Annotated in this window: 28 protein-coding genes; 18 read left to right on the forward strand and 10 right to left on the reverse strand. The window is 64.9% G+C overall.

Annotation, left to right across the window (positions count from 1 at the left end; translation table 11 throughout):
- The first annotated feature begins 59 nt into the window (after nt 1–59).
- The gene (locus tag QZ186_RS06155; RefSeq protein ID WP_296416172.1) at nt 60–620 is read left to right on the forward strand and encodes a DUF721 domain-containing protein; all 561 of its coding nucleotides are present in this window, start codon (nt 60–62) and stop codon (nt 618–620) included.
- Here the strand turns inward: QZ186_RS06155 and QZ186_RS06160 are convergent.
- From QZ186_RS06160 to QZ186_RS06170, 3 genes are read right to left on the reverse strand one after another with little or no spacing between them, the layout of a single operon-like run.
- Entirely contained in the window at nt 614–2,404 is a 1,791-nt protein-coding gene (locus QZ186_RS06160; protein ID WP_296416173.1) for a glycosyltransferase family 39 protein, read from the reverse strand. The genes QZ186_RS06155 and QZ186_RS06160 overlap by 7 nt on opposite strands.
- Nucleotides 2,405–2,430: 26 nt before the next feature.
- On the reverse strand, nt 2,431–3,519 hold the full coding sequence (locus QZ186_RS06165) for a glycosyltransferase family 4 protein (protein ID WP_296416174.1): 1,089 nt from the start codon (nt 3,517–3,519) through the stop codon (nt 2,431–2,433).
- Entirely contained in the window at nt 3,516–4,451 is a 936-nt protein-coding gene (locus tag QZ186_RS06170; protein WP_296416185.1) for a DMT family transporter, read from the reverse strand. The genes QZ186_RS06165 and QZ186_RS06170 overlap by 4 nt, the downstream gene beginning before the upstream one ends.
- A gap of 77 nt (nt 4,452–4,528) precedes the next feature.
- Between QZ186_RS06170 and sppA the strand changes: the two genes are divergently transcribed.
- The 11 genes from sppA (at nt 4,529) to QZ186_RS06225 (ending at nt 11,234) form a co-directional block, all read left to right on the forward strand.
- Nucleotides 4,529–5,341, forward strand: a complete 813-nt coding sequence (gene sppA / locus QZ186_RS06175) for a signal peptide peptidase SppA (RefSeq protein ID WP_247479293.1) — start codon at nt 4,529–4,531, stop codon at nt 5,339–5,341.
- Complete coding sequence (gene aroH, locus QZ186_RS06180; protein ID WP_247479295.1) at nt 5,338–5,709, forward strand: chorismate mutase; 372 nt, start codon at nt 5,338–5,340, stop codon at nt 5,707–5,709. Before sppA ends, aroH begins: the two co-directional genes overlap by 4 nt.
- A 138-nt stretch (nt 5,710–5,847) precedes the next feature.
- Entirely contained in the window at nt 5,848–6,435 is a 588-nt protein-coding gene (locus QZ186_RS06185; RefSeq protein WP_296416175.1) for a DUF2808 domain-containing protein, read from the forward strand.
- Nucleotides 6,436–6,492: 57 nt separating this feature from the next.
- Complete coding sequence (gene rpmH / locus QZ186_RS06190; protein ID WP_071778002.1) at nt 6,493–6,630, forward strand: 50S ribosomal protein L34; 138 nt, start codon at nt 6,493–6,495, stop codon at nt 6,628–6,630.
- 73 nt (nt 6,631–6,703) lie between these two features.
- Nucleotides 6,704–7,084, forward strand: coding sequence for a ribonuclease P protein component (gene rnpA, locus QZ186_RS06195; RefSeq protein WP_296416176.1), 381 nt, complete (start codon nt 6,704–6,706; stop codon nt 7,082–7,084).
- On the forward strand, nt 7,081–7,533 hold the full coding sequence (locus QZ186_RS06200; protein WP_247479299.1) for a PH domain-containing protein: 453 nt from the start codon (nt 7,081–7,083) through the stop codon (nt 7,531–7,533). Before rnpA ends, QZ186_RS06200 begins: the two co-directional genes overlap by 4 nt.
- 41 nt (nt 7,534–7,574) lie before the next feature.
- Complete coding sequence (gene yidC / locus QZ186_RS06205) at nt 7,575–8,711, forward strand: membrane protein insertase YidC (RefSeq protein ID WP_010318079.1); 1,137 nt, start codon at nt 7,575–7,577, stop codon at nt 8,709–8,711.
- A gap of 3 nt (nt 8,712–8,714) precedes the next feature.
- Entirely contained in the window at nt 8,715–9,257 is a 543-nt protein-coding gene (locus QZ186_RS06210) for a DUF177 domain-containing protein (RefSeq protein WP_296416177.1), read from the forward strand.
- Nucleotides 9,254–10,741, forward strand: a complete 1,488-nt coding sequence (locus QZ186_RS06215; protein WP_010318082.1) for an AAA family ATPase — start codon at nt 9,254–9,256, stop codon at nt 10,739–10,741. The genes QZ186_RS06210 and QZ186_RS06215 overlap by 4 nt, the downstream gene beginning before the upstream one ends.
- Before the next feature lie 90 nt (nt 10,742–10,831).
- The gene (locus QZ186_RS06220) at nt 10,832–10,993 is read left to right on the forward strand and encodes a hypothetical protein (RefSeq protein WP_010318083.1); all 162 of its coding nucleotides are present in this window, start codon (nt 10,832–10,834) and stop codon (nt 10,991–10,993) included.
- A 16-nt stretch (nt 10,994–11,009) separates the two neighbouring features.
- Nucleotides 11,010–11,234, forward strand: a complete 225-nt coding sequence (locus QZ186_RS06225) for an RNA recognition motif-containing protein (RefSeq protein WP_247479301.1) — start codon at nt 11,010–11,012, stop codon at nt 11,232–11,234.
- Here QZ186_RS06225 and QZ186_RS06230 read toward each other — a convergent pair.
- Entirely contained in the window at nt 11,231–11,392 is a 162-nt protein-coding gene (locus tag QZ186_RS06230; RefSeq protein ID WP_296416178.1) for a hypothetical protein, read from the reverse strand. The two genes, QZ186_RS06225 and QZ186_RS06230, sit on opposite strands and share 4 nt — an antisense overlap.
- 199 nt (nt 11,393–11,591) lie before the next feature.
- Between QZ186_RS06230 and QZ186_RS06235 the strand changes: the two genes are divergently transcribed.
- The 5 genes from QZ186_RS06235 to QZ186_RS06255 all read left to right on the forward strand — a co-directional run bounded on the left by QZ186_RS06235 (nt 11,592) and on the right by QZ186_RS06255 (nt 13,898).
- Nucleotides 11,592–11,801, forward strand: coding sequence for a hypothetical protein (locus QZ186_RS06235; protein ID WP_010318087.1), 210 nt, complete (start codon nt 11,592–11,594; stop codon nt 11,799–11,801).
- Nucleotides 11,802–11,851: 50 nt separating this feature from the next.
- On the forward strand, nt 11,852–12,082 hold the full coding sequence (locus QZ186_RS06240; RefSeq protein ID WP_010318088.1) for a hypothetical protein: 231 nt from the start codon (nt 11,852–11,854) through the stop codon (nt 12,080–12,082).
- Nucleotides 12,083–12,341: 259 nt separating this feature from the next.
- Nucleotides 12,342–12,542 carry a hypothetical protein gene (locus tag QZ186_RS06245; RefSeq protein WP_296416179.1) on the forward strand — a complete coding sequence of 67 codons (201 nt, stop codon included), beginning with the start codon at nt 12,342–12,344 and terminating at the stop codon, nt 12,540–12,542.
- Between the two features lie 9 nt (nt 12,543–12,551).
- Nucleotides 12,552–12,719, forward strand: coding sequence for a hypothetical protein (locus QZ186_RS06250; RefSeq protein WP_296416180.1), 168 nt, complete (start codon nt 12,552–12,554; stop codon nt 12,717–12,719).
- Between the two features lie 12 nt (nt 12,720–12,731).
- Nucleotides 12,732–13,898 (forward strand): aminotransferase class V-fold PLP-dependent enzyme, encoded by a 1,167-nt coding sequence (locus QZ186_RS06255; RefSeq protein ID WP_296416181.1) that lies wholly within the window; start codon nt 12,732–12,734, stop codon nt 13,896–13,898.
- Here the strand turns inward: QZ186_RS06255 and QZ186_RS06260 are convergent.
- The 3 genes from QZ186_RS06260 to yidD all read right to left on the reverse strand — a co-directional run bounded on the left by QZ186_RS06260 (nt 13,895) and on the right by yidD (nt 15,991).
- Nucleotides 13,895–15,406, reverse strand: a complete 1,512-nt coding sequence (locus tag QZ186_RS06260; RefSeq protein WP_296416182.1) for a UDP-N-acetylmuramoyl-L-alanyl-D-glutamate--2,6-diaminopimelate ligase — start codon at nt 15,404–15,406, stop codon at nt 13,895–13,897. The genes QZ186_RS06255 and QZ186_RS06260 overlap by 4 nt on opposite strands.
- A gap of 103 nt (nt 15,407–15,509) precedes the next feature.
- Nucleotides 15,510–15,764, reverse strand: coding sequence for a glutaredoxin family protein (locus QZ186_RS06265; RefSeq protein ID WP_296416183.1), 255 nt, complete (start codon nt 15,762–15,764; stop codon nt 15,510–15,512).
- Nucleotides 15,764–15,991, reverse strand: coding sequence for a membrane protein insertion efficiency factor YidD (gene yidD / locus QZ186_RS06270; protein WP_010318096.1), 228 nt, complete (start codon nt 15,989–15,991; stop codon nt 15,764–15,766). Before yidD ends, QZ186_RS06265 begins: the two co-directional genes overlap by 1 nt.
- Before the next feature lie 131 nt (nt 15,992–16,122).
- On the opposite strand from yidD, the gene rpsD reads away from it, so the two are divergent.
- On the forward strand, nt 16,123–16,731 hold the full coding sequence (gene rpsD / locus QZ186_RS06275) for a 30S ribosomal protein S4 (protein ID WP_010318097.1): 609 nt from the start codon (nt 16,123–16,125) through the stop codon (nt 16,729–16,731).
- Nucleotides 16,732–16,808: 77 nt separating this feature from the next.
- Here rpsD and trpC read toward each other — a convergent pair whose 3' ends face one another.
- From trpC to QZ186_RS06290, 3 genes are all read right to left on the reverse strand, one after another.
- On the reverse strand, nt 16,809–17,693 hold the full coding sequence (gene trpC / locus QZ186_RS06280) for an indole-3-glycerol phosphate synthase TrpC (RefSeq protein ID WP_010318099.1): 885 nt from the start codon (nt 17,691–17,693) through the stop codon (nt 16,809–16,811).
- A gap of 10 nt (nt 17,694–17,703) precedes the next feature.
- Entirely contained in the window at nt 17,704–19,146 is a 1,443-nt protein-coding gene (lpdA, locus tag QZ186_RS06285) for a dihydrolipoyl dehydrogenase (RefSeq protein ID WP_010318101.1), read from the reverse strand.
- A gap of 35 nt (nt 19,147–19,181) precedes the next feature.
- Nucleotides 19,182–19,769 (reverse strand): RNA methyltransferase (locus tag QZ186_RS06290; protein ID WP_296416184.1); only part of this gene is annotated, 588 nt, incomplete at its 5' end.

Genomic DNA, 19,769 nt, shown 5'->3' on the forward strand with positions numbered 1-19,769 from the left:
GGCCGAGACTAACCAGCGCAGGCCGCCCTGCACAGCGCCAATTCCCCTAGGGTCTCCCCATGGGCATCGCCCCCCGCAACCAAACGCGACGCCAAGGGGAGGTGAACCTCTTGGTGCCGCCGCCCAGGCCACCGATTCAAGGGCTGGGGGACTCCCTGAGCAGCCTGCAGAAGGAGTGGAAGGACGAGGGAAGCTTGGCGGGGCTCTGGCAGGCATGGCCGCGGATCGCCGGCCCCCAGCTCGCACCCCACTGCCGGCCGCTGCGCCTGCAGGGCGGACGACTTGTGGTGGGAGCCCAGCACCCCCAATGGCTCCAGGCCCTTCGCTTTAACAAGCACCAACTGCTCGGCGCCTTGCGTGGCGCTGGATTTGCGGTCAAGGACCTGCAGTTCCAGCAGCACCAAAGCACGCCCTTGCCCCCAGCGGGCAGTGGCCTTGAGGAGGAGATTTGGGCGCAGCACCCCAGCCGTGTGGACGTCTTTGGCATGGGGTCCTGTCCCACCTGCAAACGCCCCTCACCCGTCGGGGAACTCCAGCGCTGGGGGCACTGCAGCTTCTGCCAACGGGACACGATGGATCAAGGGGTCGCCATGGGCACCCCCAGCGAGACCGATCAGTAGCGCTCGGGGCGGGGCTCCTGCCAATCCGGAGCCAAACCCGCCCGTTCCGCCAGGTCCTTAGACCACTGGTTCAGGGCTGGACGGGGAACTCGCCAAAGCTCGTAGAGACCGATCGTTCCCAGGCGCTGGTGCGGCACCCCACGCCAGTGGGGCAAGGTCGCGGTATTGCCGTCGATCACCACCAGAACGCTGGCCCCTGGAGACGCCGGAGACGGTTGCTGGCCGCGCCGCTGTTCCTTGGCCAAACGGTCATTGAGGTTCAGCGGGCCATTGGGCTGCACCCCCTCGTAGACCACCACCTGTTGGGTGTAGTAGTGCAGCGACGGTTTGAGGATGCCCACCATCGCCAGGGGCTCCTGAGGCCGCTGCTGCTCCAGCGCCAGGGAGGCCATACGGCGAATTGGGAGCTGACGTAGGCGGTCCCCCAACTCGACCATGGGCACCAGCGCGGTCACGACAAACGCCCCCATGCCCAACTGCTGAACCAGCAGCCAGCCCCTGCGGGCGCTGGAGGGGCCCCACCAGAGCAGCAGTGCCGCCACCCCACCCACGCCAAAGCAGAGCGAGGCGCGCGTCAGCGCTCCACTGGCCAGCAGGGCCGAGGACAAGGTCGGCATCTCCGGCTCATTAATCAAGGGAACCCAGAGGTTCCCGGCGGCCAGACCGGCCGTCAGCACCCCCACCAGGGCCAAGGTGCTCCCCCTTAGGACCGCGGAGCGCCATCCCGGCCGCAGGTTTTGCGCAGCCAAGGCAATCAAAAGCCCTGCGGCTGGTGTCGCGGGGATCCAGTAGCTGGGGAGCTTGGTGGCCGCTGCGGTGAAAAAGACAAAGACCGCCAGCAGCCAGCAGGCCGCAAAGCGCTGCAGGGACTGCTCGGGGGGGGCCGGTTGGGGACGCAGGGCCCCCACCAGACCAGCCAGCAGCAAGGGGGTGAAGGGCAGCGATGCCACCACCAGCACAGGGAAGAAAAACCACCAGGGCTGGAGGTGGTTGTTGACCACGCCGGTGAAGCGCTGAAGGTTGTGGTAACCGAAAAAGCTGTCCCAGTAGGGCTGCCCTTCCACCAACAGCTCAAGGACGTACCAGGGCAAGGCCACCGCCGCCGTCAGGGCCAGGCCACGCCAGGGTCTCCAAAGGGCCCATAAACCCGGGAGATCACGCTGCAGCAGGGCAAACAGCAGCGCAGTCAGCCCCGCCAGGACCACCGCCACGGGCCCCTTGGCCAGCACGGCCAGACCCAGCACCAACCAGGGAACCCACCAACGGCAGAGGCCGGCGTAGCGCCACCAAAACAGCAGCAGTGCCGCCGACAACAAGCCACTGAAGAGCGCATCACTGACCGAAATGCGGCTCCAGAGCAGGACCAGTGGCGAGAGGGCAAAGGCCAAGGCCGCCGCCATGGCCGTGACGGCCTGCTGGGCCCCATCAGGCTGGCCCTGGGGGCGGCGCAGCAGGGTGAGGGCCATCAGCAGCATCAAACCGATGGAACTGAGTGCTGATGGGAGCCGCGAGGCCCAGGTGCCGAAGGGATTCCAGAGGTCCTGAGCGGGCAGGGCATAGCCCAACCCCATCAGCCAATAGACCAGGGGCGGCTTGTCGTAGCGCGGCAAACCGTTGACCCGCGGCGTCAGCCAATCACCGGTCTCCGCCATGGCCTTGGCGGACGCGGCAAACAGCGGGGGGGTCTCATCCACCAGACCCGTCATGCCGAGCCGCCAAACAAACAGCAGCAGACCGGCAACCGCCACCAGCAACAGCACCAACCAGGGCTTGCGGTTGCGCACGTTGCTGGATCGAAGCAGGCCCGACCCTATCGCCCTTTCCCCATCAGGCCGGCTTCCAACCACTGCTCCAGCCGTTCTGCCAAAACGGCCCTGGAGGCCTGGCGCTCCACCCAGTGCCGGCACTGACGGCGATCGATCTGATCGACCCTCTCCAGCGCCTCTGCCAAGGCGCGGGGCTGGTCGGGTTCCACCAACCAACCATTGAGGCCGGGCTGAATCAATTCACCAGGTCCGCCCCTGCGGTAGGCGACAACCGGCACACCGCAGGCCATGGCCTCGACCACAACATTGCCGTAGGCCTCATTCCACTTCGGGGTGTTCAGCAAGGCCCGGCAGCGGCCCAATTGCGCCTGAAGGGCAGCCGTGGGCAGAAACCCCCGCCAATCCAGGGTGCCCGGGGGAACGGAGGCTTCAACCCGCTGGGCGTAAGCGGGGTCCTCCACCAGGCCCCAGACGGCCAGGCGCTGCCCCAGCTGAGCCGCGGCGGCGGCCGCATCCTCCAAGCCTTTTTCAGGCGCCACCCGGCCGACCCAGCCCAACAGGGGCTCGGGTTCTAGGCAGAGGTCATAGGCGGAGAGATCAAAGCCATTGCCGACCACAACGGGGGGCTGCGGCAGGGCGAAATCAGCGGCCTGGGTGGCGGTGTGGAAGGCCAGCCGGCGTTGATCCCAGCGGGCCACTTCGGCGATGGCCGCATCCATGGCTTGGTTCACCGAGCCCATGCTCACCAGGTGAAAGATCGGCACCTCAACCAGAGGGGTCAGCCAAAAGGGGAGCCAGTCGTAGCCCAGGTTCAGCACCAGATCGCAGGGCTCCCGCAGGGCCCGTTGCCAAAGCCTCGGCAGCAGTCCCTCAGCTGGCATCAGCACATCCGAAGCCCTTGGGGCGTGCTGGCAACTCTCCTGGGGCGCTCCTGCTTCAGCCAGCAGGGCGGCCCCATCGCAGCTCGGGGGCAAGCGGGAGCCCTCGGCCGCCAGGACCGTCAGTTGATGGCCCCGCTCGAGCAGCCCACTCACCAAGCTGGTCAAGGTGAGCTCCACGCCCCCCGCCTTGCCGCTGCCCAGCGGGCCCAGGGCAGGAGCCACCACCAGGATCGACAAAGCGCGCGCGCTCATGGCGTGACCTCCTGCTCCATCGAGTCCGGTTGCCACAACTGGGTGCGGCGGTTGATCAAAACCACGCTCAACAGGGCCAAGGCCGCGCCGAGCCACTGCAAGGCACTCAGGCTCTCCTCGAGCAGAGCCACGCCGCAGAGCAGCGCGAAAACGGGGGTCAAAAAGGTCAGCGCCGTGAAACTGGTCAGCTCTCCGTGGTTGGCGAACCAAAAGAACAGTCCGTAGGCCAGGGCGCTGCCGAAGAGGGCGGCGTAGGCCATCAGCAGCCAGCCGGTGCCTGACCACTGCGGCCAGGGGCCCAGGGCTGCGGGGTTCCAGAGCGGCTCCAGGGCTGCTCCCGCCAAAAGAGGCAGCGCCCCCAAGGCCAGGTGCCAGCCGGTGACCGCCACTGGATCGCTGTGGCGGCAGGCATAGCGACTCAAGACCGTCCCCAGGGCCATGGCCAACGCCGCGGCCAACATCCAGAGCTCACCGTGGCTCCAGGCGGTCTCACCGAAGACCTCCGGGCCCATCAGCCACCACTGCCGCAGCAGGGATTCCGGCAGCCCGAGGCAGAGGATGCCGAGCAAGCCCACCAGCAGGCCCACCCAACCCACAGGATTGATCGCCTCGCCAAACAGGCTGCGGGCCAGCAGGGCCACCAGCAGCGGCTGGGAGTCGATCAGGACTGAGCCCAAGCCCGCGCCGGTGCCGCCCAAGCCCCGCGCCAGCAACCCCTGAAAGGCCGTGGCATCCACCACGGCGAACAGGGCAAACCAAAACCAATCGCGGCGATCGACCGCCATGGAGCGACCCAGGACCTGGGCCGCCAGCAAGACCACCAGCCCCGCAGGCAGAAGCCGCATCCAAGCCAAGGTGAGGGGGCCCGCCCCATCCAGCAGGGGCCGCATTGCCGCCATCGCGGTTCCCCAAAGCGCGAAGGGGAGGACCATGGCCAGCCAGCGCAGATTCACCGGCTCCAATCGCCCACAGGCTCCTTTTTAAGATCCAGCCACTGCAGATCGACTCGATGCCCTGGCCCTGGCGACGCAAGTCACGCCGCAAACTCGCGCGGATTGCCATTGAAGGGCCCATTGCCTCCGGCACGCGCAAACGGGTGCTGAAGGCCCTGCGCGAGGTCGAAAAACGCGAATTCCCGGCCCTGCTGCTGCGCATCGACAGCCCCGGCGGGACCGTGGGAGATAGCCAGGAGATTCATGCGGCCCTGCTGCGCCTGCGGGAGAAGCAGTGCAAGGTGATTGCCAGCTTCGGCAACATCTCCGCCTCCGGTGGCGTCTACATCGGTGTGGCCGCCGACAAGATCGTCGCCAACCCGGGCTCCATCACCGGCTCCATCGGTGTGATCCTGCGGGGCAACAACCTCTCGCGCCTGCTCGAGCGGATCGGCATCCAATTTGAAACCGTCAAAAGCGGCCTCTATAAGGACATCCTCTCCCCGGACCGGGCCCTCAGCAGTGGCGAGCGGCAGGTGCTGCAGGAGTTGATCGACTCCAGTTACGGGCAGTTCGTCAGCGCCGTCGCCGAAGGCCGGGGACTCAGCGAAGACGAGGTCCGTCGCTTTGCCGATGGACGCGTCTTCAGCGGTGCCCAAGCCCAAGAGCTGGGTCTCGTCGATGCCCTGGGCGATGAAGAACAGGCCCGGCGCCTGGCCTGTGAACTGGCCGAGTTGGACCTGGAGAAAACCAAGCCCATCACCTTTGGGCAGGAGAAAAAGCGCTTCGCCGGGGTCATCCCTGGACGGTCCCAGATCTCCCTGGCCCTGCAGTGGCTCAAGCTGGAGCTGAGCAGCAGCGGCCAACCCCTTTGGCTGCATCGCCCATGAGCCCTGAGCAATCGCTCCGCGCCCTGAGGGGCGCCACCACCGCGACGGCCAACAGCCGTGAAGCCATTCAGGAGGCGGTTAACGAGCTGCTCGACGCTCTGGTGGAGCGCAACAACCTCGAAGGCGCTCAGATTCTTTCGCTGACCTTCTCGGTCACCGCGGATCTGGACGCCTGCTTCCCGGCGGCCATCGCACGGCACCGGGCAGGCTGGGATGGGGTCGCCCTGCTCGACTGCCAGCAAATGGCCGTGGCCGGTGATCTGGAGCGCTGCATTCGCCTCCTGGCCCACGTCTGGCTCGAGCGACCCGCTCGCCATGCCTATCTGCGGGAGGCCGCACGGCTCAGGCCCGACCTCGCCGCCTCCTAGGGAGTCGCATCTGGTCACAACTGCCAGCTGCCTGGCCGCCCACCGGCCCCGACCTGAACCCCTGCCCCCCTGAGAATGGGCCAAACGGGTCAAGTTTCAGGCGCAATGATCAATCGCAAGCGGATCTCTTTGAAACGAATGTCCCTCAAACAGACAGCGATCAAGCTCGCCGCCGCCTTTGGCTGCGGAGCTGCACTAGCCGGAGCCCAGCTTGGACTGGCTCCCAAAGCAGCCCTGGCCCAGGGAACGCCCAGCATCATGGAGTTCCGCTGGGATAACACCAAGGACTACCGCAAGCTCTACTACTTCACAACGAACACCGTTCGTCAACAGCGCGCTGAATACTATTTTTTGCTCAAGCCGAAGGATCGCAAAACCGCGATCTTGAAGCTGGCCATCTCGATCCCCCAGAGCTTCGACACGACCATTGATCCGCAAAAGATCAAGCTCTGCTACATGAAGTCGGGCAGCATGACCAAGCGCACCCGCTGCGAAGAGACCATTCCGGCGACCGTGGAGGTCACCACCGATGGCCGCTCGATTGAGATCTTCCCGGACACCCCCGTGCCCGTCGGCAAGACCATCGGCGTCTACATGCAGGTGATCAATCCGCCCAGCGCAGGCATGTTCCAGCTCAACGCCCTGGCGCAGGCCCCAGGCGCCGTGCCGATCTCGGGTTACCTGGGCAGCTGGCTGATCCAGGTGGACGCCACCTCGGATTTCTGAGTCACCCCAGCTGATAAATTGGGCGATCGACGTTGAAGGCGCAGCCGAGCCGGAGCCATGACCAAGCGCACCCTTGAAGGAACCAGCCGTAAGCGCAAACGGGTGTCCGGTTTCCGTGTTCGCATGCGGAGCCACACCGGCCGTCGCGTGATCCGCTCCCGCCGTAAGCGCGGCCGGGCCCGTCTGTCGGTCTGATCCCCTGAAGCCCTTGCTCTCGACGAGCGAGGGCAGCAACGCCCCCTCAGCCAACCCCGCGTAGCCCCAAGCCATGGCGCTCTCTCGGGAACACAGGCTGAGGGGGCGTTTTGTGTTTGATCGGATCTACCAAAAGGGTCGGCGGATCCACGGCCAGTGGATGGTCCTCAGAACCATGGCCGCCAAGCCCGAACTGCTGAAAACCGATCCACGGGACCACACCCCCTTGAGCTGCCGCCTCGGCGTTGTGGTCAGCAGCAAGGTCAGCAAACGCTCCGTGGAACGCAACCGGTTGCGTCGTCTGCTGCATGGCCATCTCAGCCGACTGATCGCGAACCAAGGCGAGGGGATCTGGCTGTTGATCTCGCTCAAACCGGGTAGTGCGGACACGGAAGAGCAACTCCTCCTGGGAGAATGTTCCGAACTCCTTGCCAAGGCAGGACTGAGACCATGAGCGCTGCCTCCCAACCCGCTCCCGTCGCCCCGGGGGCCAGCATCAATGAGGAGGTCTTCTATGAAGGCGGGCCTGCCAAGGGTGATCTGATCACCAACCTGCTGTTCGGGCTCACCCTGATCGGCATCCCCTTCGCCGTGGGCGCCCTGGTGCGCGCCCTCTGGCTGCGCTTCCGGATCACCAGCCGCCGGGTTGAAGTCACCGGCGGCTGGCTCGGCCGGGACCGCACCCAGGTGGTCTACAGCCAGATTCGCGAGGTTCGTTCGGTCTCCCGCGGCTTCGGCTTCTGGGGTGACATGGTGCTCGTCCTGAGCGATGGCATGAAGCTGGAGATGCGCGCGGTACCCCGCTACCGCGAGGCCCAAGCCTTCATCGAGGCACGGCTGAAATCCGGTCCCGCCGCCAAGAGCTCTGGCACCGCCGGATTCGGTGGCGACGCCGCCGCCTGAGACACTGACTCACACCTCCCAACCCCACCGTTAGCGACGCCGTGATCGGATACATCTCCGACAACCTGCTGCTGCCAATCCTGGATTTCTTCTACGGATTGGTACCGAGCTACGGGCTCGCGATCATTGCCCTCACGGTGGTGATTCGCCTGGCTCTCTTCCCCTTGAGCGCCGGCTCGATTCGCAATGCCCGCCGCATGCGGATCGCCCAGCCGGTGATGCAAAAGCGCCAGGCTGAGATCAAGGCCAAATACGCCAACAACCCGCAAAAGCAACAGGAGGAACTGGGCTCCTTGATGAAGGAGTTCGGCAGCCCCCTCTCCGGCTGCCTGCCACTGCTGGTGCAGATGCCGATCCTGTTTGCGCTGTTCGCAACCCTGCGTGGATCACCGTTTGCCGATGTTCCCTACACCCTCAATCTGAAGGTCCTGCCGGCTGATCAGATCGCTGCTGTTGAACCCAAGCCCTTCAACAGTGCAAGCCACTCCATTTTTGTGACCAGCACCGATCACGTTCCCGTGATCGCCAGCTTGGAGAAGGGAACCAAGCTCGGAGTGGGTGACACCGAGACCGTCAGCCTGCACACCAAGGATGGCGCCAGCTTTGCCTCCGTCCTCAGCGGCGTCGAGAACGGTTCCGCCTTTGCCCCCACCTGGTCTGTGACCAAGGGCGAAGGCCTGGTCAGCGTGGACCAAAACGGCGCGATCCATGCCATCGCCCCAGGTGATGTCACGGTCGAAGCCAAGATCCCTGGATTGGCTGCCCGCAGCGGCTTCCTCTTCATCAAAGCCCTGGGACAGGTTGGCTTCTACACCGATGGCGCCATCAACTGGGATATCGCGATCCTGGTGGGCGGTTTCGGCGTCACCCTCTTCCTGAGTCAGATCCTCTCGGGGATGGGCATGCCCGCCAATCCCCAACAGGCCACGGCCAACAAGATCACCCCCGTGATGATCACCGGGATGTTCCTGTTCTTCCCCCTGCCCGCTGGGGTTCTGCTCTACATGGTGATCGCCAACGTCTTCCAGGCGGTTCAGACCTTCCTGCTGACCCGCGAGGCGCTGCCCGACAACCTGCAGTCGATCCTCGATCAGCAATTGGCTGCCGAAGCCAAAACGGTGACCGCCACGGTCACGGGTAGCAGCCGCATGCCGTTCGAACCGAAGGGCAAGAAATAGGGCATGGGCGACCGTCTCCAGACCGGTGACCCCCTCACTCCCGTTCCGCTCCAGGAGCTCAAGCTGCTGGAGCAGGGCAAGCACTGGACCATCGACCAACGGCTCGGCGAACTCGACAGCCTGACCCCGGTGCGCGGCCATCTCCTCGCCGTGCATCGCGGCAATGTCCTCGAACTGGACGGCGAGGCCAACACCATCGTCACCCTCTGCTGTGACCGCTGCCTGCAGCAGTTCAACCACCCCCTGAGCTTCCAAACCCGCGAGGTGCTTTGGCTGGGGGAGCAGGCCCGGGAGCAGGGGATGGATCTGGAGACCGTGCTGGAGGCCGGCAGCGAGGTGCTGGAACTCGATCCCGATGAACTGACCGAAAGCATGGACCCCCGGGCGGATTTCGATCCAGAGCACTGGGTGTTTGAGCAACTCAACCTCCAGCTGCCGGTCGTGAATCGCTGCGGCGCGGAGTGTCCTGGCCCCAACCTGAAGACAGAACCGGGCGATGGGCCCGTCGATCCCCGCTGGGCTGCCCTGAAGAACCTGCAGCCATGAGCCAGGCCTGGGCAGATCACCTTGATCTCTTGATCCGGGCCCGGACGCCGATCCTCTGGATCCGCAGCCAGGAGGAGGAGAGGATCGCGAACCTCTTGGGCGATGCCGCCAAGCGCCTCGATCAGCGAGCGCTGGCCCGCTGGGATTTCATCAGTGGGCTCAAGGGCTGGCCCGGCCGGGACGGAGAAGCCGCGCGCAATCCGTTGGCAGCCCTGGAAAGCCTCAGCGCCCTCCCCGCTGAGCAGCCAGCCCTGCTGGTGCTGCACGACTTTCACCGCTACGCCGACGACAGCAGCATCTGCCGCAAGCTGCGCAACCTGGCCTCAAGCCTGCGCCAACGGCCGCAAACCCTGGTGATCACCGCGGCGGAATGGCAGCTGCCGCGGGAGCTCGAGGAATGCATCACCCTGCTGGACCTTCCTCTGCCCAACCAACAGGAGATCCAGGCCCTGCTGGGAAACATTGCCCAGGCCAGCGGCCAGGCCATCGGCGCCGATCTTCTGGAGCTCCTCACCCACAGCTGCAGCGGGCTCAGTGAGCAGCGGATCCGCCAGGTGGCCGCCCGCGGCCTGGCCAGTCGGGGACAACTCGGCAGCGCGGACCTCGATGAGGTGCTCGAAGAAAAGCGCCAGGCCATCGCCCGCAGCGAACTGCTGGAGTACTGCCCAACAGAAGCCACACCGGCTGATATCGGCGGGTTGGATGCCCTGAAGCGCTGGCTCGAGCAACGGCACATGGCCTTCAGCGATGAGGCACGCCGCTACGGGCTGCCGCTTCCCCGCGGGGTCCTACTGGTGGGTCCGCAGGGCACCGGCAAGTCACTGACGGCCAAGGCCATTGCCCACAGCTGGAGCATGCCGCTGCTCCGCTTGGATGTCGGCCGGCTGTTTGCCGGGCTGGTGGGAGCCTCAGAAGCGCGCACTAGGGACATGATTCAACGGGCCGAGGCCATGGCCCCGTGCGTGCTCTGGATTGATGAGATCGACAAGGGCTTTGGCAGTGCCGATGGCCGCAGCGATGGCGGCACCAGCCAACGGGTACTGGCGAGTTTGTTGACCTGGATGGCGGAGAAAACGACGGCGGTCTTCGTGGTGGCGACGGCGAATGGGGTGGAGAAACTGCCCGCCGAGCTGCTGCGCAAGGGACGGTTCGATGAAATTTTCCTCTTGGATCTTCCCGATGCCCAAGAGCGTCGAACGATCCTCGATTTGCAACTCCGCCGACGACGTCCCCAACACCACATTCCATTGGATGTGGTGGTTGATCGCACTCAGGGTTTCTCTGGGGCAGAACTCGAGCAGGTGGTGATTGAAGCGATGCACCAGGCCTTCAGCGAATCCCGGGAATTCGCAGAGGCCGACCTCACCAGCGCCGCGGCACAACTCGTACCCCTCTCGCGCACGGCCCGTGAACAATTGGAGCAACTGCAACAGTGGGCCAGCAGCGGCAGGGCCCGCCCAGCTTCAACACATTGCGGCGGGTAAAGAAGATCAACTGCAGGTAAAGAAGTCCGCGGTTCGCTCTCGCCCTTTTTGAAGACAGGCCCAAGCTGCACGGAACGCACCCAAGCGGCAATGGATCAACGCCCCGCCCTGGCTACACAACTGATGGTTGCTGGTCTTGGGGCCGGCGTGATCACCAGCTACGCGGTCGCCCAGGGACAGAATCCCCTGACCGCCCTCAGCATTACGGTGTTCTCAGCCCTGGCAGCCGTCCTGGTGGGCCAGGTCCTCTAGACCCGAGCGCAAGGCCATGCCCGCAGACACGCTTTCAACCAGTCAGCGGGAAAGCCTGATCGATGCCCTGCGTTCCTGCCGGAGCACCCAGGAACGCCTGGCCTTTGCCAAGGACTACGCCCAGACCGGCCGTGAACCGCTCTGGGAATTGATCTGCGACCTACTGATCAGCCGTTCGATCTCCAGGGCCGTGGCGGCCCATTGGCTCAAGGACCTGATCGAAGAAGGCAAATCCTCCTAGCGGGCGCTGCGCTCAGCATCGGCCTTGATCGAGGCCTCGAGCTGGCGGCGCTTGTCTTCAATCAAATGCGCACTGCTGACAAAGGCGCAGGCCGTATGGCCATCTTTGGTCAGGCAAACCTTGTAACCGAGACCATCGGTTGTGGGCTCAAAGTCCATCAAATGCATGCCGATGCGCCATTAGAGCTCGCACGTTGGCGGCCCACAAGGGATTGTCACCAGTAGTGTTCAAACCCTCAGGGGACGGTCGGCCATGGACGGGAGATTGGTGGTCATTGGACTCTTACTGGTGTTCGCTGGCTTGTACGTCTCGGTGTACTTCGTCACCCAGGGCATCACGCCTCCCACCTAGGTCGCCATGCAACCTCCAACGGCTCGCTCCTGGCGCAACTTCGCCATCAAGATTGCGCTCTATTGGCTCGGGAAGTTGTGGATTTGCCAGGTTGATGCGACCAGACCGATCTGCCACATCGTCGAGCGCGGCTTCCTGCCCTGCCTGCTGACCTTTGCGCTGATGGATTTCCTGCTATTGCCGTGGCTGAGGCAACGCCTCCAACGCAGGCGCTAGCAAGCCCCCACAGCAACCGTTAAAACCCAAAAGACCAGGCCAACCGCCGCATGTTCAAGATCTACCGGAAGGTCTCGGAGTTCCTGGCTCGTTTTCTGACGGTGGGGCATCCCCTGCGGATCCCAGCGCTGTTGATCTCGCTGTTGTTTTTCTGCCTGGCCGCCACCTGGACCTTCTGGGCCACCTGGGCCGTCCTCAGCGGTGTGCTGGGCCTCTCCAACCTGATCGGCATCAGCGCTGGCGTGGGGATGAATATCGCGGTGTTGAAGCTGCCCGCTTAAACCCGGCTGAAACGCGCATAGGCCAGGTAACAGAGCAGGGTCAACACCAACACTTGAGCGAACGACGGCACAAAGAAACACGCCACCAGAACGCCAAGCGTCAGTCCCAGAAGACCGGAGGGTTTCATCGAACGGGGTCGGCTCCTCCCCCTTATCCAGCAGAAGTCAGGACTCGACCAGGGGAAGAAATACTGATGAAACCATCGGCCTTGACATCGCCGCGGCTTTGGCTTGGATCGTCCCTAACGGGAACGGGGCCATGGGCAGTTACTGGTACCAGTTCAACAACGGCGATCTGCTGCGCTCCGAGGTTCTCCCCTCTGAGGTGGACTGCCAGCCCGCACCGGGAACGCAGGGGCAGCTCGTCTACCAGGTGTTCAGCAGCCGCGAGCGCTTCCGGCTCCTCCGCCTCCATCGCAGACAACAAACCGCGGGCGTGGAGTGGGATCAGGCTGCCTAGGCTGATGGGATGACAGCCAGCGGACGGGCCTTCCGTTTCATCCTCTTGATCGTGGGCATTGGCCTCTTGGTCTGGATAACGAGGCAACAACCGCGTCCGACACCCAGCGGCGGCAGCGGACTGCCGGCATCTGGCATGGGCTCTCCCCGGCCCGGACTCCGCAGCTTGGGCTACTGAAGAGAACACCGAATGTTTCGCGACCTCTGCCCGGCCCTCGCCAACAAGACCTACTTCAACTACGGCGGTCAGGGGCCTCTGCCCACCCCATCGCTCGAGGCCATCACAGCCAGTTGGCGCACCATTCAGGAGCTGGGGCCCTTCACAACTGATGTCTGGCCCTTCATCGAGCAGGAAACCAGCCGCCTGCGCCGAAGCCTGGCGAGCTGGTGTGGGGTCGGCCCCCATCGCATTGCCCTCACAGAGAACGTCACCAGTGGATGCGTCTTGCCCCTCTGGGGCTTGCCCTGGGAGGAGGGCGATGAGCTGCTGATCAGTGACTGCGAGCACCCAGGCGTGGTCGCGGCCTGCCAAGAATTGGCCCGCCGCCACAACCTGACCCTGGCCACCCTGCCGGTGCTGGAGCTCTGCCAGTCCACCGCCCAGCGGGCCCTTGAGGGAGCCGTTCTGGAACAGCTCCAGACCTGCCTGAAGCCCAGAACCCGGCTCCTGGTCCTCTCCCACCTGCTCTGGAACACCGGCTCCGTGATGCCCATCGCTGCGGTGGCCCAACACCTGCAGGCGCACCCCCAACAACCCTGGCTGCTGGTGGACGCAGCCCAGTCCATGGGCAGCCTTCCCGTCGCCGAAGCGGCGCAGGCAGCCGACATCTACGCCTTCACCGGTCACAAGTGGTGCTGCGGCCCAGAGGGCCTGGGGGGAGTGGCCCTCTCCGAGAGGCTCTTAGATCAAGGCCAGCCCACCTTGATCGGTTGGCGCAGCCTCGAGCAGGAGAGCAGTGCCGGCAGCAGCTGGCACCGCGATGGTCGACGTTTTGAGGTCGCCACCTCCTGTGTGCCCCTCTTCAGTGGACTGCGGCAATCCCTGGAGTTGCTCAGTGCAGAGGGCAGCGAGACGGAACGCCTCGAGAGGATTCGCCAGGGCAGTCACCAGCTCTGGCAAAACCTGCAGGCGCTCCCCGGCTGCCGCACCCTCTTGAGCGAACCCCCGCCAGCTGGTCTGGTCAGCTTTCGCCTGGAGGGAGTTGAGACCGCGCAGGCGGTTGAGGCCTTGGGTCAAGCGGGGCTCTGGATCCGGCGGCTGGATTCACCGGATTGCCTCAGGGCCTGCACCCATCTCTGCACCCTCCCCACAGAAGTCGAGGCCCTGAGCGCAGCCGTGAGTGAGCTGCTTCCCTAACAGGGTCGACTGCGCAGCGCCTTCTCGGCCTCCTCGCGGTCGTCGAAATGGACCTTCTTGGTCCCCAGGATTTGATAGTCCTCGTGGCCCTTACCGGCGATCAAGACCAGATCCTTGGGACCAGCCATGGCGATGGCCGCCGCGATGGACTGGGCCCGATCCACGTCCACTTGGACTGGGGTCCCCTCAGGGATCCCGGCCAGCACATCCTTGAGGATTTGCTCGGGGTCTTCGGTGCGGGGGTTATCGGAGGTCACCAAGACCTGATCGGCCAAGCGGGCAGCGATCGCCGCCATCTGGGGACGCTTGGTTCGGTCGCGATCTCCCCCGCAACCAAAGACACAGATCAGCTGCCCTTCCACAAAGGGGCGGCAGGCCTTCAGGGCACTCTCCAAACCGTCGGGGGTGTGGGCGTAATCCACCAGCACCGCCGGAGCAGCGGCGTCGCCGCAGTCCGCGCGGGCCACCTGAACCCGCTCCATCCGGCCGGGAACGCCCTTGAAGCTGCCCAGGGCCTCCAACATCGCCCCCAGGGGGAGTCCCTGCTGCAGCAAGACACCAACGGCCTCCAGCAGGTTCATCAGGTTGAACTTGCCCAGCAACGGCGAGCTGAACGCTCCGCGACCCAGCGGGGTAATCAGAGTTCCGCTGACCCCCTGCGAACCCATCTGCAGCGCCTCCATCCGTAGATCGGCGTCAGAGTCCGGCTCCAAGGAGGCCCGCCAGCAGCGATCCCCCAGGCGCTCGGCCAATTGCTTGCCCCAGGGGTCGTCGACATTGACCACGGCCCGGGCCTCAGGGGCCAGCAAGGGCGCTGCAAACAACTTGGCCTTGGCCTCGAAGTAGGCCTCCATTGAGGGGTGGTAGTCGAGGTGGTCCTGGGTCAGGTTCGTGAAGATCGCCCCGGCAAACCGGCAGCCACTGATCCGCTGTTGATCCAGGGCATGGGAGCTCACCTCCATGGCCGCAATCCGCGCTCCGGATTCGGCCGCCAGGGCCAACTGCGCCTGCAGCTCATCGGCGAAAGCCGTGGTGTGCTGCGCCGTGATGCTGTGGCCGGGCCAGCGGTTGATCAAGGTGCCAAACAGGGCAGCTGGGTAACCACAAGCGCTGGCCAGGTGCTCCAGCAGGTAGGTCGTGGTGGTCTTGCCGTTGGTCCCCGTGACCCCGATCAAAGCCGTGCGTTGACTGGGTTGCTGCCAGAACTCCGCCGCCAGCAGGCCGGCCCAACGGGAGACGGGATCGGAAACCACCAACACCGCATCACCATCGGCCGGGGGCCTGGCCTCCGCTGCTGAGCGCCCAATCACCGCCAGGGCCGCTCCCAACTGAAGTGCCTCAGGCCAAAACGTTCCCCCATCCACCGTGGCGCCGGGCAGCCCCACAAAGACAGTCCCAGGGCCCACACGACGCGAATCGCAGCTCACCCCCTGCACGTCGCCATTGCCCAGCCCTGGGGGGACAGCCAGCCCGACCTCTCGCAGCAGGGAGTGGAGCCGTTGGGCCATGGGTGGGCGCGCGTTACCGCTGTTTTAAGTCGGTTCTGCGCTGAAAACGTCGCCGCTGAGACCAGTCCCGTGAGCCTCAATCAAGACACCCCAGGCGGGCCGGCTACTGAACCCCCTGTTGAGTCAGCCACAGGGCCAACTGAGGCGCACCCAGCCGCGGTGAAACGCGGGGCAAAACCCTCTCTGCGCCAGTACTTCGATCCAGCAGCACCGGCACCTCCAGGTCAAAGCGCGCCAGCAATTGGGGGTCGCGATCGACATCCACCGCCTCGAAGGACACCCCAGCAGCACGCAACTTCTCCTCAAGCCCCTCGCAGAGGCAGCAGCCCACACGGGTCACCAGCACCAGAGCTGTCATCAATCGGGCACCGGGTCACACCCACAGGGCGTCCAGGGGTGACAGCGCAGCAGGCGCTTGATCGTCAGCCAACTGCCGCGCCAGGGGCCATGGCGCTCGATCGCCTCCAGGCCATAGGCGCTGCAACTGGGGATGAAACGGCAGCGGGGAGGGCCCAGCAGCGGCGAGATCGCCAGGCGATAGAAGCCGATCAGGGCCAGCAGCAGGCGTTGAAGCAGGCTGTTCATTGGTGCTTCGGGCCGAGCGATAGGATCGACAACTGGCGTGGCGTTAAGCCTTGCAGCGGAGTGGGGTCCCTGGACCACAGCTCCATGCTCTCAGGCAAGCCATGTCTGGATCAACCTGAACATCCGCACCTATGTCTCGCTACCGCGGCCCTCGCCTGAGGATTACGCGGCGCTTGGGAGACCTTCCTGGTCTCACCCGTAAGTCCGCCAAGCGGTCTTATCCCCCCGGTCAGCACGGCCAAGCCCGTCGCAAGCGCTCCGAATACGCCATCCGTCTGGAAGAGAAGCAGAAGCTTCGCTTCAACTACGGCATCTCCGAGCGTCAGCTCGTGCGCTACGTGAAGAAAGCGCGCGCCCAGGAGGGTTCCACCGGAACCAACCTGCTGAAGCTGCTCGAGAACCGTCTCGACAATGTTTGCTTCCGCCTCGGCTTCGGCCCCACCGTCCCCGGTGCCCGTCAGCTGGTGAACCATGGCCACGTGACCGTGAACGGCCGCGTCGTGGACATCGCTAGCTACCAGTGCAAGGCCGGTGATGTGGTCGCCATCCGCGAGCGCAAGCAGAGCAAGAAGCTGGCTGAAGCCAACCTGGAATTCCCGGGCCTGGCCAACATCCCGCCCCACCTCGAGCTCGACAAGAACAAGCAGGTCGCCAAGGTGATCAGCAAGTGCGAGCGCGAGTGGGTCGCTCTGGAAATCAACGAACTGCTGGTGGTGGAGTACTACTCCCGCAAGGTCTGATTCCGATCAGACGCCTTCAACAGCTCAGCCCCCGCTTCGGCGGGGGCTTTTTTATGCCGACCTGTTAGGAGCAGGCCTCAGCCCCCGATCAAGGTCTCCAGCGCTTGGGTGACGTCGTCCTGGCGCATCAGCGATTCGCCCACCAAAACGGCATCCGCTCCGGCGCTCTGGACGCGGTCGAGATCCTCGCGGCTAAAGAGACCCGATTCGCTGACCAACAGGCAGCCCTTGGCACGCAGTTGCTCGCCGTAGCGCTCCATCAACTGCTCGGTCGTCGCCAGATCGGTGTGGAACGTGGCGAGGTCGCGGTTGTTGATGCCGATCAGCTCAACACCATCGAGGGCCAGCACCCGCTCGAGTTCAGCCGCGTCATGCACCTCCACCAAGGTCGTCAGCCCCAGGCTCTTGGCCACCTTGAGCAGGTAACCGAAGTCTTGATCGGTGAGGATCGCCGCGATCAGTAGCGCCGCATCGGCCCCGGCCGCCCGGGCTTGATAGAGCTGATAGGGCGTGAGGATGAAGTCCTTGCAGAGCAGCGGCAGGTCCACCACCTGACGCACCTGCACCAGCACCTCAAAGCCCCCCTGGAAGAACGGCTTATCGGTCAACACCGACAGGCAGCTGGCGCCCCCAGCGGCATAGCCCTGGGCAATCGCCTCGGGGTCGAAGTTCTCGCGGATCACGCCCTTGCTGGGGCTGGCTTTCTTCACCTCAGCGATCACCGCGGGCTTGCGGCAGGAGGCCTTCAGGGCCGCCAGAAAATCGCGGGGGGCTGGAAGATCGGCTACCTGTTTTTTGAGTTGCTCGAGGCTGACGCGCTCGCGGGCCGCCGCCACTTCGCGGTCCTTCTCCCAGACGATCTTCTCGAGGATGTTGCGGGGCTCACCCTCCTCGTGGGGAACGGCGTACTCCAGGTGGGCCACCTTCACCTTGGGGTTCGGGGGCCTGCGGCGGATCTCCATGGTCGTCTCCTCAGGCGGCGATGGCCATGGCGGCCTGCTTGTAGGCCACTTCCACCACCTCGCTCAAGGTCGGGTGGGTGTGCACCTCATTCGCCAGTTGCTTCACGCTCTGGCGGCGGGCCACGGCGTTGGCGATCTCCTGAATCAGATCGGCCGCATGCAGTCCATAGATGTGGGCGCCCAGCACCTCACCGGTGGCCTTGTTGAACAGGAGCTTCATCAAGCCGTCGCTCTCCAGCTCGGCCAGGGCCTTGGAGTTGGCCTTGAAGTAACTGCGAACCGAGCCCAGTTCAAAGCCCTCCTTGGCCGCCAACTCCTTGGCGTCGGCTTCGCTCAGACCCACCGAGCTGATCTCGGGGTGGGTGAAGGTCGCCGCAGGGATCGAGCGGTAATCAATCGTGCGGGGGTGGCCCAAGATGTTGTCGACGGCCACCGTGCCTTGGGCCGCTGCGGTGTGGGCCAGCATCATCTTTCCGGTCACATCGCCCACTGCCCAGAGATGGGGCACGGGAGCACCGTTCACCAGAACCCGCAGCTGGTCATCCACGGGGATGAAGCCGCGGTTGGTCTCGATGCCGCAGGCCTCAAGGTTCAGTTCCTTGCTAGTGGGAACCCGGCCGGTGGCCACCAGGACCGCATCCACCTCGAGAGTCTCAACGGGCTCGCGGGTTTGCATGTCCACCAGCTCGATCTGCACCGGAGCACCGGGCTTGATCGACTTGGCCAACACGCCGGAGCGCGCATCGATATCGCGGCCATCGATCAGGTTGCGGGCGGCGATCTTGGCGATGTCGGGATCGAAGGTGGGCATCACCCGATCCAGGGCTTCGATCATCGTCACCTCACAGCCCAGGGCCGTGTAGACGTCAGCGAACTCCAGGCCGATGTAGCCGCTGCCGACGATGGCCAGCCAGCGGGGCAGCCACTCGAGGTTCACGGCCTCATCACTGGTGAAGACCGTGCGGCCATCGGTTTCGATGCCCGGGGGAACAAAGGGATCTGAGCCGGTGGCGATGATCACGTCACGGCCGCTCAGCACCCGATCAACGCCGTTGATCTCGCGCACGCCGACCTTCTGGGGGCCTTCCAAGCGGCCCGTGCCACGGATGATCGTGACGCCAGCGCGCTCCAGGGTTTTGGTGAGATTGGTGCGGATCGTTGCCACCAGCTGGTTGGCGTGATCGGCGATCTTCTGACGCTCAAAGCGCACGGGAGCGGCATGGATGCCAAAGCCCTTGAGATGCTCGGCATCGGCCAGCTCGCGCACCCGACCACTGGCGGCGAGCAGTGCCTTGGAGGGAACACAACCGCGGTTGACGCAGGTGCCGCCCATGTCGCGGCTCTCGATGATCGCGGTGCGCAGCCCGTGTTCGGCGGCGTGCTTCGCAGCATCAAAGCCGCCGTAGCCCGCGCCAATCACGATGACGTCAAAGTCGAAACTGCCGTCGCTCACCTGAGGCCTGCCCAATTGGGGGGCATTCTCCCCTGTCAGCCCCCCAATCCCAAGTTGTGTTGCTGCCGCCATCGCTCAAGCAGCAGGGGAGCCGCCGCCACACCGACGTTGAGGGACTCCACGGCCGGGCTGTGGGGAATGGTGACGCGATGGCTGGCCAGGGCCGCGAGCTCGGGATGCAGGCCAGCCCCTTCATTGCCAAGAAGCAGCACCGTCGGGCGGGTCCAATCCAGCTCCCAGTAGGGGATGGCCCGATCTGGATCCACCAACGTGGCCACCAGCTGGTGTCCCGCGGCGGCCGCCTCAGCCAGGCGCGCGACCAGCCCCGTTCGATCGGGATCACGCCAGTGCGGCAAGGCCAGGGCCGCCCCCGCTGAAGCCCGCAGGACCTTCGGCTGGCAGGGGTCAGCGCCGCCCCCGAGCCAGAGATCGTTGACCCCTGCCGCCAGGGCCGTGCGCATCAAGGTGCCGAGGTTGCCGGGATCCTGCAGTTGATCCAAAGCCAGCACAAAGGCTCCGATTCCTTGCGCCTTCGGCAAGGCGTCCCGCTTGAACGTCGCCACCACCCCATCAGGGGTTTCAGTCGTGGCAACAGCGGCCAGAACGGTTTCCCCGACGGGCTG

It is taken from the genome of Vulcanococcus sp. DEBay_Sum29NL08_54 (assembly GCF_017859255.1).
In the GTDB taxonomy this organism is placed as follows: Bacteria; Cyanobacteriota; Cyanobacteriia; order PCC-6307; family Cyanobiaceae; genus Vulcanococcus.